We start from the raw sequence: 19,946 nt of genomic DNA on the forward strand, positions 1-19,946 counted from the left end.
ACCGGCCGCCGGCCCCACCCCCGTCCCGGTTACGCGAACTGGCCGGGCCGGTAGTCGCCCGCGGGCTGCTGGATCATGACGTTCCCCCGGTTGAAGGCGTTGATGAGCGCGATGCAGCACACCAGGGCGGCGAGCTGCTCCTCGTCGTAGTACTTGGCGGCGTTCGCCCAGCACTCGTCCGTGACGCCGCCGGCCGCGTCGGCGATGCGCGTGCCCTGCTCCGTCAGTTCCAGGGCGGCGCGCTCGGCGTCGGTGAACACCGTCGCCTCCCTCCAGGCCGCGACCAGGTTGAGGCGTACGGAGGTCTCGCCCGCGGCCTGCGCGTCCTTGCTGTGCATGTCGGTGCAGAAACCGCAGCCGTTGATCTGGCTGGCACGGAGTTTCACCAGTTCCTGCGTCGCGAGCGGCAGCGTCGACTCGTCGAGCACCCGGCCCGCGGCGACGATGTGCTTCATGAACTTGGCCGACACCGGGCTGGCGAAGAGGTTCAGACGGGCTTCCATGGTGTGTGCTCCTCGGGTCGTTTCTCGTGGCTACACCACATGGACGGAACGGCCCGGCACGGTGTGACCGACGTGAATGTGACCTGCGTCTCCCCGCGCCGGAGGGAGGAGCAGGGAGGGAGACGACACCACCCCTCCGGGTCGCCGGGATCACGGTGAGGTGATCGGACGACCCGAAGGGGTGGTGTCGTGGATGTGCTCGCGTCGCCGATGCGTACGTCGTAAACGCGTGCGGAGAAACGATCAGCCGGAGCCGACGAAGAGCACCAGCAGCAACCAGACGACCGGAGCCGTCGGGAGCAGGGAGTCCAGCCGGTCCATGATGCCGCCGTGGCCCGGCAGCAGGGTTCCCATGTCCTTGATGCCGAGGTCCCGCTTGATCATGGACTCGCCGAGGTCACCCAGCGTGGCGCTGGCCGCGACCGCGAGGCCGAGGATCAGGCCCTGCCACCAGGTGCCGTCGTCGATCAGGTACTGCATGCACAGCGCACCCGCCGCCATCGCGAAGGTGATCGCCCCGAACAGGCCCTCGCGGGTCTTTCCGGGGCTGATCCGCGGAGCCAGCTTGTGCTTGCCGAAGCGCCAGCCGATGGCGTACGCCCCGGTGTCGCTGACGACCGTCAGGAGCAGGAACGTCAGAACGCGGCGCGGACCGTCGTCGGCCGTGAGCATCATGGCCACGAAGGTCGCCAGGAACGGCACGTAGAAGGCCGCGAAGACCCCCGCCGTGACGTCCTTGAGGTAGCCCTCGGGCGGTTCCGTCATCCGCCAGACCAGGACGGCCAGCGCCGTGAGCGCCATGGCCACCCAGGCGCCCTCCGCACCGCGCACGTATCCGGCGACGACCATGGCGGCCCCGCCGATCGCGAGCGGCACGAGCGGCGCCTTGATGTCCTTGCGCTCCTGCAGCCGCGAGGTGAGCTCCCAGAGCCCCACCACCACGGCGACCGCGATCACCCCGACGAAGACGGCCTTGACGACGAACAGCGACGCGACGATCACCGCGCCGAGCCCGAGGCCCACTCCTATGGCCGCGCCCAGGTCGCGTCCCGCACTCTTCTTCTGAGGTGCGGGTGCGGGCTCGGGTGTGGTGCTGGGCATGGGCTCCTGCGGGCTCTGCGGATTGTGCGACGGTTCCCCGTAGGGCGCCGTCGTCGGCGTGTCGTTGTGGACCGGGGGGCCGCTCAGCCGAGCGGCCCCCCGGTCGTCATCCTGGTCTCCGCCATGAGCGGGTACGTCGGGCGCGGTGGGCATGGGCCGAGTGTGCTGCGCGTCATGCGCATCGTACGTGGGACCCGCCGGGGCCGCCCCCTGGGCAGGCCCCTGCTCGGACGGCCCCCAGTACCCGGCTTGTGGCGGCGCCCCCCAGGAAGAGTCGTTCATCAGACCTCGAGCAGCTCAGCTTCCTTGTGCTTCAGGAGCTCGTCCACCTGGGCGACGTACTTCGCCGTGGTGTCGTCGAGTTCCTTCTCCGCACGACGGACCTCGTCCTCGCCGGACTCCTTGTCCTTGACGAGCTTGTCGAGGGCGTCCTTGGCCTTGCGGCGCACGGCGCGGATCGAGACCTTGGCGTCCTCGCCCTTGGTCCGCGCGACCTTGATGTAGTCCTTGCGGCGCTCTTCCGTCAGCTCGGGGAACGTCACCCGGATGATGTTGCCGTCGTTGCTGGGGTTGACGCCCAGGTCGGAGTCGCGGATCGCCTGCTCGATGTTGCGCAGCGCGCTCTTGTCGAACGGGGTCACCACGGCCATGCGCGGCTCCGGAACGGAGAACGAGGCCAGCTGGTTGATCGGCGTCAGCGCACCGTAGTAGTCGGCCACGATCTTGTTGAACATCGCCGGGTGCGCACGGCCGGTGCGGATCGCGGCGAAGTCCTCCTTGGCGACCACGACGGCCTTCTCCATCTTCTCCTCGGCCTCGAGGAGGGTCTCTTCGATCACCACTTGCTCCTGCGTGTCTTGAGTAGGCCCGGCAGCTGTTTCCTCGTCGGGTTCGGCGGCCGGCTGCGTCGCGTCTTGTTCCTGCACGGTTCCGGACCGGCGGGACATTGTCCATCCCCCGGCCGGAGTCCGTCCCGGACCGGATGGCGCATCCGGTCCGGAGCATTCCCCGTCAGGCTCGGCCGCTCTGGTCGCCCACGAGTGTGCCGATCTTCTCACCCTTGACCGCCCGCGCGATATTGCCCTCCGCCAGGAGTTCGAAGACCAGGATCGGCAGCTTGTTGTCCCGGCACAGCGTGATGGCGGTCATGTCGGCGACCTTGAGGTCCCGGGTGATGACCTCGCCGTAGCTGAGCGCGTCGAACTTGACCGCCTCGGGGTTGGTCTTCGGGTCGGAGTCGTAGACGCCGTCCACGCCGTTCTTGCCCATGAGGAGCGCCTCGGCGTCGATCTCCAGGGCCCGCTGGGCGGCGGTGGTGTCGGTGGAGAAGTACGGCATGCCCATACCGGCGCCGAAGATGACCACACGGCCCTTCTCCAGGTGCCGCACGGCGCGCAGCGGGATGTACGGCTCCGCGACCTGGCCCATGGTGATGGCCGTCTGGACGCGGCTGTCGATGCCCTCCTTCTCCAGGAAGTCCTGGAGGGCGAGGCAGTTCATGACGGTGCCGAGCATGCCCATGTAGTCGGAGCGCGCCCGGTCCATGCCGCGCTGCTGGAGTTCGGCGCCGCGGAAGAAGTTGCCGCCGCCGATGACGACGGCGATCTGGGCGCCGCCGCGCACGACGGCCGCGATCTCGCGGGCGATCTTGTGCACCACGTCGGGGTCGACGCCCAGTCCCCCGCCACCGGCGAACGCCTCGCCGGAAAGCTTCAGCAGGAAGCGGCCCGCGCCTTTGCCGTCGTCGCTCTTCTCGCCGTTGCCGGCCTGGGTGGTGGTCATGGAGATCTCCTCATGGTGCACATACGAAGAAGACCATTGCCGGTGGGGTGTTGTTCGCATCCCATGCTCGGCAATGGCCTCCTCGTCAGATCTGCTGTCGTCCGGCACACACGGGTGGGTGCCGGCGTACGCGGACGACTGCTGTCGACCCTATCGGGGTCGCGCGTCGATCGCTGTACGGACTCAGATGCCGACCTTGATGCGCGAGAAGCGCTTCAGGGTGACACCGGCCTCGTCCAGAACCTTCTGGACGGACTTCTTGTTGTCGAGCGCGTACGGCTGACCGAGGAGGGTGGCCTCCTTGAAGAAGCCGTTGACGCGACCCTCGACGATCTTCGGGAGGGCGGCCTCGGGCTTGCCCTCGGCGCGGGTGGTCTCCTCGGCGACGCGACGCTCGGTCTCGACGACCTCGGCCGGGACGTCCTCACGGGAGAGGTACTTCGGCGCGAAGGCGGCGATGTGCTGCGCGATGCCCTTGGCGAGGTCGGCGTCGGCCTTGTCGAGCTCGACCAGAACACCGATCTGCGGGGGCAGGTCGGGCATGGTGCGGTGCATGTACGAGGACACGAACGCGCCGGAGAACTGGGCGAAGCGGTCCAGGACGATCTTCTCGCCCAGGTTCGCGTTGGCCTCGTCGACGAACGCCTGGACCGTCTTGCCGGGCTCGATCTCGGAGCCGAGCAGCGTCTCGATGTCGGCCGGCGACGTCTTGACGACGTGCTGGGCGATCTCGTTGGCGACGGCCTGGAACTTCGCGCCCTTGGCGACGAAGTCCGTCTCGCACTTCAGCTCGACCAGGACACCGGAGGTGTTGTCGTCAGCGATGATGGAGACCACGGCGCCGTTCTCGGCGGAGCGGCCCTCGCGCTTGGCGACGCCCTTCTGGCCCTTGATCCGCAGCGCCTCGACGGCCTTGTCGACGTTGCCGTCGGCCTCGTCCAGCGCCTTCTTGCAGTCCATCATGCCGGCGCCGGTGAGCTCACGGAGCTTCTTGACGTCGGCGGCGGTGTAGTTCGCCATGATTCCTGGAATCTCTCTCGAAGTCTGAAGATCTACGGGACGAACGGCGGGGGCTTCGCGCGCCCCCGCCGTTCACAAACCCGAAGGGGTGAGGGGTCAGGCCTGCTCGGCGTCCGCGGCGGGAGCCTCGGCAGCGGCCTCGGCGGCCGGGGCCTCGGCCTGCTCGGCGTCGGCGACCTTCTCCGTCTCGGCGGAGGTCTGGACCTCGGCGTCGTCGGCCTTCTTCTCGCCCTCGAGCAGGTCGCGCTCCCACGCGGCGAGCGGCTCGCCCGCGGCCTTGTCACCGGCGGCCTTGCCGGCGCCGGAGCGGGCGATGAGGCCCTCGGCGACGGCGTCGGCGATCACGCGGGTGAGCAGGGTGACGGAGCGGATCGCGTCGTCGTTGCCCGGGATCTTGTAGTCGACCTCGTCCGGGTCACAGTTGGTGTCGAGGATGGCGACGACCGGGATGTTGAGCTTCCGGGCCTCGCCGACCGCGATGTGCTCCTTCTTGGTGTCCACGATCCAGACGGCGCTGGGCACCTTCTGCATCTCGCGGATACCGCCGAGGGTCTTCTCCAGCTTGGCCTTCTCGCGCGAGAGCACGAGAAGCTCCTTCTTGGTGAGACCGGAGGCCGCGACGTCCTCGAAGTCGATCTGCTCGAGCTCCTTGAGGCGCTGCAGACGCTTGTAGACGGTGGAGAAGTTGGTGAGCATGCCGCCCAGCCAGCGCTGGTTGACGTAGGGCATGCCGACGCGGGTGGCCTGCTCGGCGATGGCCTCCTGCGCCTGCTTCTTCGTACCGACGAACATGACCGTGCCGCCGTGGGCGACGGTCTCCTTGACGAACTCGTAGGCGCGGTCGATGTACGACAGCGACTGGAGCAGGTCGATGATGTAGATGCCGTTGCGCTCGGTGAAGATGAAGCGCTTCATCTTCGGGTTCCAGCGACGGGTCTGGTGACCGAAGTGGACGCCGCTTTCCAGCAGCTCCCGCATCGTGACGACGGCCATGGCCGTTCTCCTCGGTTTTCTCGGTTGTGCCGCGCGTGCCGGACTGCACTCGCGCCTGACGCCCGCGACGCGCCTTGCCACAGAGGACCGAGAGGCGCTGACACCGGTGGTGACCGGATGTCGGGGCGTGCGAAGTCGACCCGATGACCCGGGTCGCCTCCAGAAGTGTACGGGACCGGGGAGGGACCGGGTGACGCCGCTGTCCACAACCGGCCGGTACTCCACAGATCCCGGCCATGATCCGCTCGGTGCGGGACCGTTCCCGCATGCGAGTGAACCGATGTGTGCGTCTGCCGCAGGGGCTCCTGCTGTTCCTGACCCTGACGGTCCTCGGCGCCCCGGGCCCGGCGGCACTGGCGCGTGGGACCGGCCCGGCGCCGACTCATGAGGCCGGCCCGGCGTCAAGGGTCCCCGTCCCCGCGGCGGCGGCGGCCGACCCCACCGTGCCGGCGCTCGCCCGCGCCTGGCCGGTGGGCGTCCGGCCGTTCGTCGTACGGGGCTGGGAACCGCCGGCGACGGCCTACTCCCGGGGGCACCGCGGGGTCGACCTCGCGGCCGCGCCCGGCGCCCCGGTGCGGGCCGTCGCCCCCGGCAGGGTGTCCTTCGCGGGCAGGGTCGCGGGCCGCGGGGTCGTCTCGGTGGAGCTGTCGGGCACGGGAGCGCCCCCGCTGCGGACGACGTACGGCCCGGTGCGGGCCTCGGTGCGCAAGGGCGACGAGGTCCTGGCGGGCCGGGTCCTCGGCACCCTGGAGGCGCCGGACACGCACTGCGGGCCGACGCCCTGCCTGCACTGGGGCCTGCTCAGAGACACGGTCTACCTGAACCCGCTGTCGCTGCTCCCTCCGTGGCTCCTGCGCGCACCCCCGTCCCGCCTGCTGCCGCTCGACACCCCCTGACCGGCCCGGGCACCGCCGGCGCGGGAAACGGCCCGGCGGCGGGCGCGGGCCCTGTACCCATCGCGAGGACGGTGGTCCAGCGGGCGCGGGGCCTGACGCGGGCGGGCCGGGGTGCGGTCCGCTGGGGCCGGGGCCCGCGGCGGCCGGGGGTCAGCCCTGGACGCCCCGGAGGGCCATGGCCACCGCCGCCTCCGTGATCGCGGAGGGGTCCTCGGCTGCGCCCAGCTCGATGCGGCGCGCCGCGGCGTCCACCACGCCCTGGAGGAGCATCGCGGCCAGCCGCGGCTCGGCGTGCCCCATCTCCGCGAGGGCCTCGCCGATCATCGTGACCAGCCCGCCGTGCGCGGCCCGGATCTTGTCCCGGGCACCCGCGTCGAGTTCGCTGGCGGAGATGGCGACCACGGCCCGGTGCCTCCGGTCCCCGACCAGGGCCAGCTGCCGGCGCACATAGGCCTCGACCGTGGCCTCGGGGCCGTCGGCCTCGGCCATCGCGGCCGAGACCTCGGCCGCCCAGACGGGGAAGTCGACCTCGCACAGTTCCTCGACGACGGCGGCCCTGGACCGGAAGTACTCGTACACGGAGGACCGCGCGAGCCCCGTGCGCTCGGCGAGCGCGGGGAAGGTCAGCGCCTCCGTCCCGCCCTCGGACAACAGGGACCGCGCCGCGTCCAGCAGGGCGGCTCGCTGCATCGACCGGTGCTCGGCCACGGAGGCCGCTCGAATCCTTGGCACGTCAACCACTGTACGGACGCGGCGGCGCGGACGGGAACCACTCCGGCAGGCCCGCACGGGTGGCGCCCGCCACGGCGGTCCCGCCGCCCGGACGGCGCGGCGGGACCGGCCGGCGGCCCGCGCCGCCGGCTCAGCGTCCGAAACTGGCCAGCTTCGCGCGGAGCTGAAGCACCGACTTGGTGTGGATCTGGCTCACCCGGCTCTCGGTCACCCCGAGCACGTTGCCGATCTCCGCGAGCGTGAGCCCCTCGTAGTAGTAGAGCGTGACCACGGTCTTCTCCCGGTCGGGCAGCGTGTTGATCGCCCGTGCCAGCAGCCTCCGCAGCTCCCGGTCCTCGGCCACCTCGACCGGATTGTCGGCGGCGGTGTCCTCCAGCGTGTCCATCAGGCTCAGCCGGTCGCCGCCCTCGCCGCCGACGTGCAGCAGCTCTTCCAGAGCCACCACGTTGGCCAGCGACAACTGGCTGAACACCGCGTGGAGTTCCTCCACACCGATGCCCATCTCGGCGGCGACCTCGCCTTCCGAGGGGGTGCGCCGCAGCCGCGCCTCCAGCGTCGCGTAGGCGCGCTCCACGTTGCGCGCCTTCTGCCGCACCGACCGCGGGATCCAGTCCAGCGCCCGCAGTTCGTCGATCATCGCCCCGCGGATGCGGGTGATCGCGTACGTCTCGAACTTGATCTCCCGTTCGATGTCGAACTTCTCGATCGCATCGATCAGTCCGAACACGCCCGACGAGACGAAGTCGGCCTGCTCGACATTGGCCGGCAGACCCACGCTGACGCGGCCCGCGACGTACTTCACCAGCGGCGAGTAGTGCAGGATCAGCTGTTCCCGCAGCCGCTCGTCACCGGTCGACTTGTACGACCGCCACAGCTCGTCGAGCGTCGAGGGCGCGGGCGGGCGCACGCTGCCGCCGTCGCGGGCGGCTGGCGGGGTCGCCGTCCGGTCGGACCCGGAGGTGTGCTGGGGCATTCGTCGCCTTGTGCCGTTCTGCCGTGAACTGGGATTACCTGGGTGTCCTGTCGGCCTCGTGCCGAGATCGCGTGCCTGCTTCGGGCTCTTGTGAGCGTAGCGTGACTGGGCTGTCGCAGTGCGCGAAGGGTGGGCTGTCACCCGCACGCGAAACCTTTCCCCGGGACGTCTCCCGGAGTCACGACGGTCGCCCTGCGTGACCGACGGGGTCGCCAACTGCGGGGATTCCCAGGCGTGTCGGCATTCCCCCGGACGGCCGAACACGCTCGGTCAACATCCCTCGCGACCACCTCCGGGGGAGGCCGTCGCCTGGCGTGTCAACTTCCAGCCGTCGCCATGTCGTTCGACGAATCCAAGTGCCCGGAGTTCGTACAGTCTCCCGACCGCGTCGTCCGTGCTCGTCGCCGCCCGCCGGGCGATCTCCTCGCTCCCGGCGGGATCCCGCGCCGGGAGAGCGGCGAGGACACGGACCGCGTCCGGGTGCAGCAGGTCCCGCGGCAGTACGGGGCCACGCCGGTCCGGAGCCAGCTCCCCCATGTCGCCCACCAGTTCGGCGACTTCCGAGGCGTCGGACACCAGGACGGCCTCCCCGCGCAGCAGCTCGTGCACCCCGGCCGACAGCGCGCTGGTGGCGGGTCCCGGCACGCCCATCGTGAACCGGCCCAGCCGCTGCGCGGCGCGGGCGGTGACGAGCGCTCCGCTGCGGTAGGCCGCCTCCACGACCACGGTGCCCCGGGTGAGCGCCGCGATGACCCGGTTGCGGAGGATGAACCTGCTAGGCGTCGGATGCTCGCCCGGCGGCAACTCCCCCACCACGAGCCCCTGTTCCGAGATCCTGGTGATCAGCTGGGCGTGTCCGCGCGGATAGGGCCGGTCGACGCCGCAGGCCAGCACGGCGACGGTGGCACCGCCCGCCCCGAGGGCGCCCCGGTGCGCGGCGCCGTCGATGCCGTAGGCGCCGCCGGACACCACCACCCAGCCCCGCTCCGCGAGTCCGGCGCCGAGTGTGGCGGCCATGTGCGCGCCGTACTCCGTGCAGGCGCGGGCACCGACGACGGCGACGGATCTCAGCGCCCACAGCCGCAGACCGGCCCGCCCCCGCACCCACAGTCCGACGGGCCGGGCGTCCCCGAGGTCGTCGAGCTGCGCGGGCCACTCGGACTCACCGGGACAGACGAACCGCACCCCGGCCTCCCGGGCGAGGGCGAGGTCGCGCTGCGGGTCGGCCCGCGCGGCCCTGGCACGCAGCCCGGCCCACCTCCTGTCGGTCATTCCCCGCGGCTGCCCCAGGTCCCCGTACAGCCACCGGACCGCTTCGGGAGCCCCGACCTCCCGGATCCAGCGTCCGCAGACCTCGTCACCCGGTTCGACGACCCGGGACAGCGTGACGCGGGCCCCGCGCTCGACGGCCGTCACGCCGGAGAGCCGATCACCATCGGCACCCCGCGCGGGATCCCGGTGCGCAGCTGGAGGGCCAGTGCCACGTCCCCGGCGTCGGGCCGGTCGTGTCCCGACAGGTCCGCGACCGTCCACGCGACCCTGAGCACCCGGTCCAGCCCACGGGCCGTCAGCAGTCCGCGCTCCAGACCGCGCTCGGCCTCGTCCATCGCTCCCGCCCGCGCCTGCCAGCGTCCGCGCAGCTCACGTCCGGGCACCTCGCTGTTGGTGTGCCAGGGAGTCCCCTTCAGACGCTCGGCGGCCCGCTCACGGCCGGCGAGCACCCGGTCCGCGACCGTCTTCGTCGACTCTCCCCGCGCGCCGCGCGCGGTGAGCTCGGCCCGGGTGACCGGCTCGACGTCCACCCGCAGATCGACCCGGTCGAGCAGCGGTCCGGAGAGCCTCGCCTGATAGCGGCGGATGGCGGAGGGCGGGCACTCGCAGAAGTCGTTCGTCGTGCTGAAGCGCCCGCAGGGGCAGGGGTTGGCGGCCAGCACCATCAGGAACTTCGCGGGGAACCTCACGACACCGGCACTGCGCGCGATCACCACGTGTCCCGCCTCCAGCGGCTGCCGCAGGGCGTCCAGCACGAAGCCGCTGAATTCAGGAGCCTCGTCCAGGAAGAGCACACCTCGGTGCGACAGGGACACCGCGCCGGGTCGTGCGAGCCCCTTGCCGCCGCCGACGAGCGCCTGCATCGTCGCGGAGTGGTGGGGCGCGCAGTACGGCGCGACGTCCACCAGCGGTTTGCCGGGCGGCAGCAGGCCCGCGACGGAGTGGATCGCCGTCACCTCCAGGGACTCCTGCCGGGTCAGGCTCGGCATGATCAGCGGCATCCGCTCGGCCAGCATCGTCTTGCCCGCGCCGGGCGGCCCCTGGAGGAAGACGTGGTGGCCGCCTGCCGCCGCCACCTCCATGGCGGTGCGTGCCGTCTGCTGGCCCACCACGTCACCGAGGTCGTGTCCCCGGTCGTGTTCCGGCACGGCGATGCCGCACAGGCCGGTGGCCTCGCCCGTGCCGGGCAGCCGCAGACCGGCCGACAGCGGGTCCGGGCGGCCCCGCTCGTCAGGGTCCTCCTCGGGCACCGGTTCGTCCGCCAGCACCGCGATCAGCTGGCGCAGGCTGCGGACCCCGAGGACCGAGACTCCCGGCACGAGCGACGCCTCGGCCGCCGCGCACTCCGGCACCACCACCTGTTCGTAGCCGGCGTCCGCCGCGGCGATGACGGCCGGCAGGATGCCGCGGACCGGCCGCACCCTGCCGTCGAGCCCCAGCTCCCCGATCATCACGATGTCGGCGAGCACGCGTGGATCGATCCGCTCGGCGGCGCCCAGCACGGCAGAGGCCACGGCGAGGTCGAAGCCCGAACCGCCCTTGGGCACCGAGGCCGGGCTCAGCCCCACCGTCAGTTTCTTCTGCGGCCAGGCCGCCCCGGAGTTGACCACCGCGGCCCTGACCCGGTCCCGGCTCTCCGTCAGACTCTTGTCGGGGAGGCCGACCAGGGTGAAGGCGGCGATGCCCGGCTCCAGGTCGGCCTGGACCTCGACGACGACGCCCTCCACACCCACCAGGGCCACCGAACACGTACGCGCGAATCCCATCAGGCCACCCCCCGCGCGTGCTCGACCACGGGTGCGCCCCGGTCGGGGACCAGGACGCCGACCAGGTCGATGCGGACGCCGCCGGGCGGGGCCGCGCCGTGTTCCTGGAGCCAGCGTTCGGCCAGACCGCGCAGCCGTCGGGCCTTGGCCGGTGTGACGGCCTCCATGGGATGCTGGAACGCTCCCGGCCCGCGGGTCTTGACCTCGCAGACGACCAGCGCGTCGCCGTCCCGGGCCACGATGTCGATCTCACCGGTCCGGCCACAGCGCCAGTTGCGCGCCAGGACCGTCATGCCGGCCCCGGTCAGCCGCCGTACGGCCAGTTCCTCGCCGTAGGCGCCCAGTGCGTTGCGTGCCTCGGATGTCTTCATGTCGGCACCACCTCCGGCACCGACTCTGAGGCCACGTCACAAAGATTTTGGATCTTGGTGGACGAACGGGTGACTGTGGACAATCCCGTCACCCGTACGAGTCACCACGGCCCACCGTGCCGCCCTCAGCCTCCCGGCAGCTCCAGATCGCTCTTGTTCAGCTCCTCGATGTTCACGTCCTTGAAAGTAAGGACACGCACCTGTTTCACGAAGCGGGCGGGCCGGTACATGTCCCACACCCAGGCATCCGCCATGGACACCTCGAAAAACACCTCACCCTGGACCGAGTGCACCTGCATCTCGTAGTCGTTGGTGAGATAGAAGCGCCGCTCGGTCTCGATCACATATTTGAACAGACCGACGACATCGCGGTACTCCCGATAGAGCTTCAGCTCCATCTCGGTCTCGTACTTCTCGAGGTCCTCGGCGCTCATGGCATGTTCCCCTTCAGCCGTGCGTCCCCCTATTGTGCGCCAGCCCCGGGAGCCCCTAGACGATTTCCGTGTCGAGGACCTCGGGCGTGGCCGGGGGACCCTCGTCGAGCACCTTGCGCAGCAGCCCGGCGAGCTTGGTCGGATACACCGTCTCATGTGCCTCGGTCAGTTCCCGGCACGTCCACCAGCGCGCTCCGGCGACACTGCGCCGCTCCAGCTCCGTCAGCCCCGTGGCCGCCGTGGCGGTCTGGGCCGTACGGGCCAGGAAGTACCACTCGTCCTGGTCCCAGCGCCTCCCGGCGAACGGGAACGAACAGACCCGCCGCCACAGCACGGGGCCCAGCTCGACCTCGGTGATCCCGGTCTCCTCCACGAGTTCCCGCAAAGCGGCCTGCTCACGGGTCTCGTCGCCCTCCACTCCGCCGCCGGGCGTGAACCACCAGTCGTCGGAGGGATCGTCCGGTTCGTGGCCGTGCAGCAGCAGGACGCGGTCCTGCGGATCGAGCAGCACGACCCGGGCGACCTTGCGCAGCCCGCCCCCGCCGGAGCCCTCCTCCGGGTCCGCCGCCTCAGCGGGCACCGGCGGACTCCGTACGCGCGCGCGAGCGCCCGGCCAGCTTGGCGACGGGCCCGTAGGCCGCGCCGCCCAGCACGAGGACGGCGCCGGCGACGACCAGCGCGATCATCGTGGGGAGCGGTCCCGGCCGGGACAGGGCGCCGAGCGTCCTGAAGCCGTCGGGGCGGTCGAGCATGCCGTTCATCGGCCAGGCGACGGCGTCGACCCGGGCCTTCACCGCGCCGCGCGCCACGGTGCCGCTCGCGGCGTCCGTCAGGTGCGCGGTGGAGTCCAGTGAGCCCTGCCGCTCGTCACCCAGCAGGAACAGCCGTCCTTCGGGGACCTTCACCGTCGGGAAGCCCGTGAGCTCGGCGAGGCTTCCCTCGGGCAGATAGCTCTCGTCGATCTTCTTGCCGTTGACGGTCAGCTTGCCGTCGGTGCAGCAGGCGACCGTGTCGCCGCCGACGGCGACCACGCGCTTGACCACGGACGAGCCCGTGACCCAGGTCTTGTCCTCGAAGACGACGACGTCCCCGCGGCGGACCTCGCTCCCGTCGACGCGCTGTGCCAGCACCCGTTCGCCCATCTTGATGGTCGGTGCCATCGAACTCGTGGGAACGGTGTACGGCCGGTACTCCAGCGCCGCCCAGGCGAATCCGCCGAGGAACAGCACGAGGCCCAGCGCGACGACCAGCCCGGACAGCCGCTGTCCGGTCCTGCTGCCCCCCGGGTCCCTGCCCGTGCCGCCGCTGTGCGGGGCCGTACGTGTTGCGCTCTCGCCACCCATGGGGCCGCACCTTACCCGGGGGTACGGTCCACGGTCAGCCCCCACCGGATCACGATCGCCGGAGCGGACCGGATCTCGCCGGGAAACGAACGGGGCCGGTCTGCGCGGACATGTCCGCGCAGACCGGCCCCGAAGGCCGTGAGGAGGCTCAGTCGTCCTTGGACGCCTTGCGCCTGCGTCGCACCAGCACCAGCGGCACCGCGCCCAGCAGGGCCACGGAACCCGGCGAGGTGACCGCCGCTGCCGCCTGGTCGCCCAGACCGGGCTGGTCGAAGGTGTCCGGGACCGGGAGGGTGCCCCAGCGGGTGATCGGCCAGGCCTTGACGATGGCACGGCCGACGACGTCCTTCACCGGCACCATGCCGTGGTGCTCGTCCGCCTGGTTGTAGCGCGAGTCCCGCGAGTTCTGGCGGTGGTCGCCCATCACCCAGATCATGCCCTCGGAAACCTTGACCTTGAACTGGCCGCCGTCCTCGTCCTGGCTGCAGGGGGTGTTGCCGGGGTACACGTACGACGACTCGTTCAGTGCCTTGCCGTTGACCTTCAGCGGGCCGGTGCCCTTGCACTCGACGGTGTCGCCGGCGACGCCGATGACCCGCTTGATGAGGTCCTTCTCCTCGGAGGACGGCATCAGGCCGATCCAGCTGAGCACCGTCTGCAGGGCGTTCGGGTTGGCCGTGGGCTCGCCCGCCAGCCAGTTGTCCGGGTCGTGGAAGACGACGACCTCGCCGCGCTCCGGCTCGGAGCCGAACCACGGGGTCAGCTTGTCGACCAGGACGCGGTCACCCTGCTGGAGGGTGTTCTGCATCGAGTCCGACGGGATCGAGAACGCCTGCACCAGGAAGGTCTTGATGATCAGCGCGAGCACCAGGGCGATGCCGATCAGGATCGGCAGTTCCTTCCAGAAGGAGCGCTGCTTGGTGGACTTCGGGTCCCGTCCCGAACGCCCGGTCGAGGCGTCCGCGTCCGCGGATCCGCTCCCGGAGTCCGAACCGGGCTCTACGGCCGGGGCAGCCGCATCCTCGGGCCGCTCCGGCTGTCCCTCGGGACCTTCGTGCCCAGATCGCGCGCCGACCGCCACATCCCCCACATCCACTCCTCACTCCGTGCCGCCGCCCGCGCCGCATTCGGCGCAGGCCCACCACTCCCATAACGAGCGGGAGTTCCGCAGGGGTCGGGAGCGGGATCAATCCATCTGGATCCGCAGAGGCCACCCTATGCGACAGAGCTGGAGCGGAAGCCGACCCTCCGGGCGCGTCGGCCACCGTCGCGAAGGTGTTCGGCTCCGTCAGACGGGTCCAGTGGCCGATGGGCCAGCCGATGACCATCGCCCGCCCCACGACCGAGTCCAGGGAGACGGTGCCGCTGAACTTGTCGCTGCGGTGGTACCGGGAGTCCGCGGAGTTGCCCCGGTGGTCACCCAGCACGAACAGACGGCCCGCGGGCACCTTCACCTCGAAGGAGAAGTCCGACGGTTTGTCCCCGGCGAAGATGTACGGCTCGGTCAGGGGGGTGCCGTTCACGGTCACCCGGCCCTGCGTGTCGCAGCACTTGACGGTGTCCCCGCCGAGTCCGACGACCCTCTTGATCAGGTCCTTCTCGTCGTCGGAGGGCAGCAGACCGATGAAGGTCAGGCCCTCCTTGAACTGCTTGACGACCACGGGGTCGTCCTTCTTCTTGGACTCCTCGGCGGTGAGCCAGCCTCCCGGGTCCTTGAAGACGACGACGTCGCCGCGCTCGGGCCGGGAGCCGAACCAGGGGGTGAACTTGTCCACCAGGACGCGGTCGCCGATCTGGATCGTGTTCTCCATGGAGCCCGACGGGATCACGAAGGCCTGGACGAGGAACGTCTTGAGGACCAGGGCTATCAGCACGGCGACGCCGACCAGGAGGGGTATCTCCTTGACCGCCGAGCGGCGCCTGCGCCGCTTGATCTTGCGCGCGAGCCTGCGGCGCTCGACCCGGCTGGGCCGGGCGGCGCCTCCGGCGGCACGCCGGGACCCGGTGGGGAGCAGGTTGTCGGCGGCGCTGGCGGAGACCCCGCGCGCCCGTCCGCGGTTACCCACGGGCACCCCCGGCGGCCGGCACGCGCGCGTAGGTGTCGGGACGCGTCAGACGGGTCCAGTGGCCCGCGGGCCAGGCGATCCAGTCGGCCCTGCCGATGACGTCGCCGACGGGGACCATGCCGCCGCCGGGCGAGCCCAGGTGATCACGGGAGTCGCGGGAGCGGCTGCGGTGATCGCCCAGGAGGAACAGGGACCGCTCGGGCACGACGATGTCGAAGGGCACCTCGGACGGGCTGTCGCCCCGATAGAGAAATGTCGACTCGTCGACCGATCGGCCGTTCACTTCGAGTCTCCCCTCCTTGTCGCAGCAGACCACGTGGTCTCCCTCTACCCCGACGACGCGTTTGACGTAGTCCGCGTTCCCGAAATAACCGGTGCCGTCGAAGACGACGACATCGCCCCGCTGCGGCTCGGAACCGAAACGGTACGCCAACTTGTTTACGAGAACGCGGTCCCCGATCCTCAATCCGGACTCCATGGAGCCGCTGGGAATTTCGAACGGCTGCATCACGAAGCGGCTGACCAGCAGCAGAAGCACCAGGCAGAACAGCACGGTCAGGGTGATCCGGCCCCCGGGGAGCCACTCGGCGACCTTGTCGGCGAACGCAGAACGCGACCCCTCCTCCGGCCCCACTGTGTCCGAGATCTCCTCGGAAGCGGAAGGGCGGGAGGAGCGGTCGCGCTCCACGGGCTGTGCTTCGGTGTCCATCGGGGCCAGATGCTATCCGGCCTTCCTGGGACACCTTCTTACCGGCTCGGTCGCCGACGGTTCACCGCGGCGGACGAGCTCAGTTGTCGCGCTTCTCCTTGATCTTCGCGGCCTTGCCGCGGAGCTCACGGAGGTAGTACAGCTTGGCGCGACGGACGTCACCGCGGGTGACGAGCTCGATCTTCTCGACGATCGGGGTGTGCACCGGGAAGGTGCGCTCGACGCCGACGGAGAACGAGACCTTGCGGACCGTGAAGGTCTCGCGGACACCGGAGCCCTGACGGCGGATGACGACGCCCTTGAACTGCTGCACACGGGAGCGGTTGCCCTCGATGACGCGGACGTGGACGTTGACGGTGTCACCCGGGCGGAAGGCCGGGATGTCGGTGCGCAGCGAGGCGCCGTCGACGGAGTCGAGCAGGTGCGACATTTTTTCTGCTTTCTTCGCTGATGCCACAGGTCATCAACGGGAGAGAGGTTCGAAGAGGATGCTGTCCCGTCGGGACGGGCGTCGTGTCCCCCTGTGGCAGGGGCGCACGCCGGACGACGTAGAGCAGCGGTCTATTCTTCCACGGCCTCGGGTCTGCACCAAAATCGGCCGTCGGGTGCCGGGCTCCAGCCCAGGATCGAGAGCATCTCGCGGTCCTTCTTGTCGAAGGCGGACGCCTCACAGCGCTCGATGAGGTCGGGCCGGTTCGCCGCCGTACGGCGCAGGGCCTCGTCGCGGCGCCAGCGGGCGATCTTCCCGTGGTGGCCGCTGACCAGCACGTCCGGGATCTCGCGACCGCGCCACAGCGGGGGCTTGGTGTACACCGGGCCCTCCAGGAGGTTGGCCATGGCCCCGGGGGCGAAGGAGTCGTCCCGGTGGGACTCGGCGTTGCCGAGGACCCCCGGCAGCAGCCGGGCCACGGCCTCGGTGACGACGAGGACGGCCGCCTCGCCGCCGGCGAGGACGTAGTCGCCGATGGAGACCTCGTAGACGGGCATCCGGGTGGCGTACTCGTCGATGACGCGGCGGTCGATGCCCTCGTAGCGCGCGGGCGTGAACACCAGCCAGGGGCGTTCGGAGAGCTCGACGGCGAGCTGCTGGGTGAACGGGCGCCCGCTGGGGGTGGGGACCACGAGGGCGGGCCCGTGGGCGCCCCTCTCGTACCCGTCCGCCAGGACGGAGTCCAGGGCGTCGCCCCAGGGGTCGGTCTTCATGACCATGCCGGGGCCGCCGCCGTAGGGCGTGTCGTCGACCGTGTTGTGCCGGTCGTACGTCCAGTCCCGCAGGTCGTGCACGTGCACGTTCAGCTGCCCGCGCGCGCGGGCCTTGCCGACGAGGGAGACGTTCAGGGGTTCCAGGTACTCGGGGAAGATCGTGACCACGTCGAGCCGCATCAGGCACCGGCTCCCGTGGTGTCCTCGCCGTTTCCGGCGGAACCGTCCTCCGCGTCCCGGGCGGAGGCGACCTCCGCCCGGTCGTCGATCAGTCCGGGCGGCGGGTCGATGACGGCCCGCTGCTCCTCCAGGTCGATCTCGACGACGATCTCCTCCACGAACGGGATCATCACCTCGGTCCCGTCCGGGCGCTCCACCACGAACAGGTCCTGCGAGGGCAGGTGCGAGATCTCCGTGATGCGGCCGACCTCGGTGCCGTCCGCGGTGACCACGTCCAGGTCCATGAGCTGGTGGTCGTAGTACTCGTCCGGGTCCTCGGGCGTCTCGTCGGGGTCGACCTCGGCGATCAGCAGGGTGTTGCGCAGGGCCTCGGCGGCGTTGCGGTCCCGCACGCCCGCGAAGCGCAGCAGGAGACGGCCGCTGTGGACGCGGCCCGTCTCGACGGTCAGTGGTCCGGTGGAGGCCGGATCGGTGAGCAGGACGGCGCCGGGGCCGAGCCGGAGTTCCGGCTCGTCCGTGCGGACCTCCACGGTGACCTCGCCCTTGATGCCGTGGGCACGGCCGACGCGAGCGACTACCAGCTGCACTGTGCTTGATCTCCTGTCGTGTACCGACGGCGGTGTTTCCTGGAATGCCTTGGACGGCCCCGGACCGCCGCGGACGGCCGCGGGGCGGGCGTCCTGAGGCGGCCGGGCGCCCCGTCGGAGCGGGCCCGGCGTCCACGCGGTCCGGGCCGCCGGACGGGTTCGCAGACGACTACGGGCCGGGGACGGCTCGTAAGCCCTCCCCGGCCCGAGCCGGTGCTGCCTGCTACGTCAGCGGACGTGGTCCACGTCGACGAGGTCGACGCGGACACCGCGGCCGCCGATGGCGCCCACGACGGTGCGCAGAGCGCGCGCGGTGCGGCCGTTGCGGCCGATCACCTTGCCGAGGTCGTCCGGGTGGACCCGGACCTCGAGAACGCGCCCGCGGCGCAGGTTGCGCGAGGCGACCTGCACGTCGTCGGGGTTGTCGACGATGCCCTTCACGAGGTGCTCGAGAGCCTCCTCGAGCATGCTCAGGCCTCGGTCGACTCGGACTCGGCCGCGGCCTCGTCCTTCTTCTCAGCCTTCTTCTTCTGGGTGATGGCCTCACCCTTGCCCGTGTCCTCGCCGCCGAGGGCGTCGAAGGACGGGCGCGTGGCCTTCGGCTCGGCGACGAGCAGCGGAGCCGGGGCCGGCAGGCCCTTGAACTTCTGCCAGTCACCGGTCAGCTTCAGGATGGCGAGCACGGGCTCGGTCGGCTGCGCGCCGACACCCAGCCAGTACTGCGCACGGTCCGAGTCGACCTCGATGCGCGAAGGGTTCTGCACCGGGTGGTACAGACCGATCTCCTCGATGGCCCGGCCGTCACGGCGGGTACGGGAGTCGGCGACGACGATGCGGTAGTGAGGCGAACGGATCTTGCCCAGACGCTTCAGCTTGATCTTGACTGCCACGGAAGTGGTGTCTCCTGGTCTTGACGGGGTTGGGCACGCAGAGATGACCGCGTGGGGTTGCGGTACCCGAGTGCCCGATGGACGCGTCAGCCGGAGGAGAGAGGGGTCCTATGCGGCTGTCGAGTACAGCTAGCCATTCTGCCACATCCTGCCGTACGCCCGGACCGGGGGCGCCCGCCCGCACCCGCCGCGCGAACCCGTGCCCGGACGAACCACCCCCTGCCGTGCGGGCCCGTACCCGGACGAGCCCATGCCTGAAGGGCACCCGGCGTTCCCGGGTGCCCTTCAGGCGCGGGGCGGCCGGGACCGGCCGCCGGGGCGTCGGAGAGATGCGGCCCGCGCGCACTCGTGCCTCCTGAATTCCCCCACCCGCCCGAGGGCGGTGGGGGAGGCGCGACTGCTCACGGGCCGCGCGAACCCGTCCGGCACCCACGAGACGCCGGTGGAGCCCGCGCCTCAGCCGGCGGCCGCCCCGACCACCTCCGGGATCCGGAAGGGCTTGCCGCATCCTCCGCACACGATCGGCGCCTGCGCGAGGACGGACGGGACCACGCGCACGTTGCGCCCGCAGTCGCAGACGGCCTTGACCCGGACGCCTCCCCCGGAGGAGCCGTGGCGGGCGGCCGGGCCGCGGAACGAGCGGGCGGTGTCCGCGGACGTGGCGGCCGTGTGGGCCTTCAGCGCCCGCTGGAGCCGCTCGATGGTCGGGCGGTAGCGGCGCTTCGCCTCGGGGTTGAGCGTGACCAGGGAGAAGCCACTGCTGGGATGCGGCTCCTCGGGATGGTCGAGGCCCAGCTCCTCGGCGATCGCGAGGAATCTGCGGTTGTGATACCGGCCGGCGCGCGAGGTGTCGCGGACTCCGCGGGCGGCGGCGATGCCGTGGACTGCTTCGTGAAGCAGTCGCTCGAAGGAGAGTTCGTGCCCGCAGGCGGACGACGACTCCCCGATCAGGGACTCTGGCGCGGCAAGATCGGGCAGTTCGGGGTGGTGCCGCTGAATGTCGGCCCACGCCCCTGCCAGCTCTGCGGCGAGAACAGGTGGTGTCGTGCTCACGTAATGAGAACGAGCGGGGGTGCCTCCGTGTTCCTATTACGGGGCATCTCAAATAATTTGCACGTACCCGTC

Annotated in this window: 23 protein-coding genes and 1 pseudogene; 1 reads left to right on the top strand and 23 read right to left on the bottom strand. The window is 70.9% G+C overall.

The genetic code is table 11. The features are described from left to right. Window positions 1–29: 29 nt before the first annotated feature. The 6 genes from ACFW6B_RS04330 to rpsB form a co-directional block, all read right to left on the bottom strand. The gene (locus ACFW6B_RS04330) at window positions 30–503 is read right to left on the bottom strand and encodes a carboxymuconolactone decarboxylase family protein (protein WP_386591850.1); all 474 of its coding nucleotides are present in this window, start codon (window positions 501–503) and stop codon (window positions 30–32) included. 243 nt (window positions 504–746) lie between these two features. Further along, window positions 747–1,886 carry a phosphatidate cytidylyltransferase gene (locus tag ACFW6B_RS04335; RefSeq protein WP_386591854.1) on the bottom strand — a complete coding sequence of 380 codons (1,140 nt, stop codon included), beginning with the start codon at window positions 1,884–1,886 and terminating at the stop codon, window positions 747–749. Next, entirely contained in the window at window positions 1,886–2,443 is a 558-nt protein-coding gene (gene frr / locus ACFW6B_RS04340) for a ribosome recycling factor (RefSeq protein WP_037625129.1), read from the bottom strand. Before frr ends, ACFW6B_RS04335 begins: the two co-directional genes overlap by 1 nt. 172 nt (window positions 2,444–2,615) lie before the next feature. Beyond that, window positions 2,616–3,386, bottom strand: coding sequence for a UMP kinase (gene pyrH, locus ACFW6B_RS04345; RefSeq protein ID WP_386591857.1), 771 nt, complete (start codon window positions 3,384–3,386; stop codon window positions 2,616–2,618). A gap of 183 nt (window positions 3,387–3,569) precedes the next feature. Beyond that, entirely contained in the window at window positions 3,570–4,406 is an 837-nt protein-coding gene (tsf, locus tag ACFW6B_RS04350; protein WP_359023176.1) for a translation elongation factor Ts, read from the bottom strand. A gap of 96 nt (window positions 4,407–4,502) precedes the next feature. Continuing rightward, window positions 4,503–5,399, bottom strand: a complete 897-nt coding sequence (gene rpsB, locus ACFW6B_RS04355) for a 30S ribosomal protein S2 (RefSeq protein WP_386591860.1) — start codon at window positions 5,397–5,399, stop codon at window positions 4,503–4,505. A gap of 266 nt (window positions 5,400–5,665) precedes the next feature. Between rpsB and ACFW6B_RS04360 the strand changes: the two genes are divergently transcribed. Next, a complete protein-coding gene (locus tag ACFW6B_RS04360) occupies window positions 5,666–6,295 on the top strand; it encodes a murein hydrolase activator EnvC family protein (RefSeq protein WP_386591862.1) in 630 nt (209 codons plus the stop codon). A 150-nt stretch (window positions 6,296–6,445) separates the two neighbouring features. On the opposite strand, the gene ACFW6B_RS04365 is transcribed toward ACFW6B_RS04360, so the two are convergent. The 17 genes and pseudogenes from ACFW6B_RS04365 to ACFW6B_RS04445 form a co-directional block, all read right to left on the bottom strand. Continuing rightward, window positions 6,446–7,003 carry a TetR/AcrR family transcriptional regulator gene (locus tag ACFW6B_RS04365; RefSeq protein ID WP_386592180.1) on the bottom strand — a complete coding sequence of 186 codons (558 nt, stop codon included), beginning with the start codon at window positions 7,001–7,003 and terminating at the stop codon, window positions 6,446–6,448. Between the two features lie 154 nt (window positions 7,004–7,157). Next, window positions 7,158–8,000: an RNA polymerase sigma factor WhiG gene (gene whiG / locus ACFW6B_RS04370; RefSeq protein ID WP_386591863.1), complete on the bottom strand. Its 843-nt coding sequence runs from the start codon at window positions 7,998–8,000 to the stop codon at window positions 7,158–7,160. Window positions 8,001–8,270: 270 nt separating this feature from the next. Continuing rightward, complete coding sequence (gene dprA / locus ACFW6B_RS04375) at window positions 8,271–9,416, bottom strand: DNA-processing protein DprA (RefSeq protein ID WP_386591865.1); 1,146 nt, start codon at window positions 9,414–9,416, stop codon at window positions 8,271–8,273. Further along, window positions 9,413–11,038 (bottom strand): YifB family Mg chelatase-like AAA ATPase, encoded by a 1,626-nt coding sequence (locus tag ACFW6B_RS04380; RefSeq protein WP_386591867.1) that lies wholly within the window; start codon window positions 11,036–11,038, stop codon window positions 9,413–9,415. The genes dprA and ACFW6B_RS04380 overlap by 4 nt, the downstream gene beginning before the upstream one ends. Further along, window positions 11,038–11,409: a YraN family protein gene (locus tag ACFW6B_RS04385; RefSeq protein WP_386591869.1), complete on the bottom strand. Its 372-nt coding sequence runs from the start codon at window positions 11,407–11,409 to the stop codon at window positions 11,038–11,040. Before ACFW6B_RS04385 ends, ACFW6B_RS04380 begins: the two co-directional genes overlap by 1 nt. Window positions 11,410–11,534: 125 nt before the next feature. Further along, complete coding sequence (locus ACFW6B_RS04390; RefSeq protein WP_003965949.1) at window positions 11,535–11,843, bottom strand: DUF2469 domain-containing protein; 309 nt, start codon at window positions 11,841–11,843, stop codon at window positions 11,535–11,537. 55 nt (window positions 11,844–11,898) lie between these two features. Continuing rightward, a complete protein-coding gene (locus ACFW6B_RS04395; RefSeq protein WP_386591871.1) occupies window positions 11,899–12,423 on the bottom strand; it encodes an NUDIX hydrolase in 525 nt (174 codons plus the stop codon). Next, complete coding sequence (gene lepB, locus ACFW6B_RS04400) at window positions 12,413–13,186, bottom strand: signal peptidase I (protein ID WP_386591873.1); 774 nt, start codon at window positions 13,184–13,186, stop codon at window positions 12,413–12,415. Before lepB (ACFW6B_RS04400) ends, ACFW6B_RS04395 begins: the two co-directional genes overlap by 11 nt. A 148-nt stretch (window positions 13,187–13,334) precedes the next feature. Beyond that, complete coding sequence (gene lepB / locus ACFW6B_RS04405; RefSeq protein ID WP_386591875.1) at window positions 13,335–14,276, bottom strand: signal peptidase I; 942 nt, start codon at window positions 14,274–14,276, stop codon at window positions 13,335–13,337. After that, window positions 14,164–15,252, bottom strand: a pseudogene (gene lepB / locus ACFW6B_RS04410) (signal peptidase I); the annotation flags it as partial. The gene lepB (ACFW6B_RS04405) and the pseudogene lepB (ACFW6B_RS04410), both read right to left, overlap by 113 nt. Then, the gene (gene lepB / locus ACFW6B_RS04415) at window positions 15,245–15,961 is read right to left on the bottom strand and encodes a signal peptidase I (RefSeq protein WP_386591877.1); all 717 of its coding nucleotides are present in this window, start codon (window positions 15,959–15,961) and stop codon (window positions 15,245–15,247) included. The pseudogene lepB (ACFW6B_RS04410) and the gene lepB (ACFW6B_RS04415), both read right to left, overlap by 8 nt. 79 nt (window positions 15,962–16,040) lie before the next feature. Then, window positions 16,041–16,391, bottom strand: coding sequence for a 50S ribosomal protein L19 (gene rplS, locus ACFW6B_RS04420; protein WP_037625104.1), 351 nt, complete (start codon window positions 16,389–16,391; stop codon window positions 16,041–16,043). Window positions 16,392–16,522: 131 nt separating this feature from the next. Continuing rightward, window positions 16,523–17,344: a tRNA (guanosine(37)-N1)-methyltransferase TrmD gene (gene trmD, locus ACFW6B_RS04425; RefSeq protein ID WP_386591880.1), complete on the bottom strand. Its 822-nt coding sequence runs from the start codon at window positions 17,342–17,344 to the stop codon at window positions 16,523–16,525. After that, complete coding sequence (gene rimM / locus ACFW6B_RS04430; protein WP_386591882.1) at window positions 17,344–17,931, bottom strand: ribosome maturation factor RimM; 588 nt, start codon at window positions 17,929–17,931, stop codon at window positions 17,344–17,346. The genes trmD and rimM overlap by 1 nt, the downstream gene beginning before the upstream one ends. Window positions 17,932–18,159: 228 nt before the next feature. Further along, complete coding sequence (locus ACFW6B_RS04435) at window positions 18,160–18,399, bottom strand: RNA-binding protein (protein ID WP_003973401.1); 240 nt, start codon at window positions 18,397–18,399, stop codon at window positions 18,160–18,162. Window positions 18,400–18,401: 2 nt separating this feature from the next. Then, entirely contained in the window at window positions 18,402–18,821 is a 420-nt protein-coding gene (rpsP, locus tag ACFW6B_RS04440; protein ID WP_386591884.1) for a 30S ribosomal protein S16, read from the bottom strand. A 456-nt stretch (window positions 18,822–19,277) separates the two neighbouring features. Continuing rightward, on the bottom strand, window positions 19,278–19,874 hold the full coding sequence (locus ACFW6B_RS04445) for a hypothetical protein (protein WP_037625093.1): 597 nt from the start codon (window positions 19,872–19,874) through the stop codon (window positions 19,278–19,280). Window positions 19,875–19,946 lie beyond the last annotated feature (72 nt).

The sequence above is a fragment of the Streptomyces sp. NPDC058751 genome, from assembly GCF_042746485.1.
Lineage (GTDB): Bacteria > Actinomycetota > Actinomycetes > Streptomycetales > Streptomycetaceae > Streptomyces.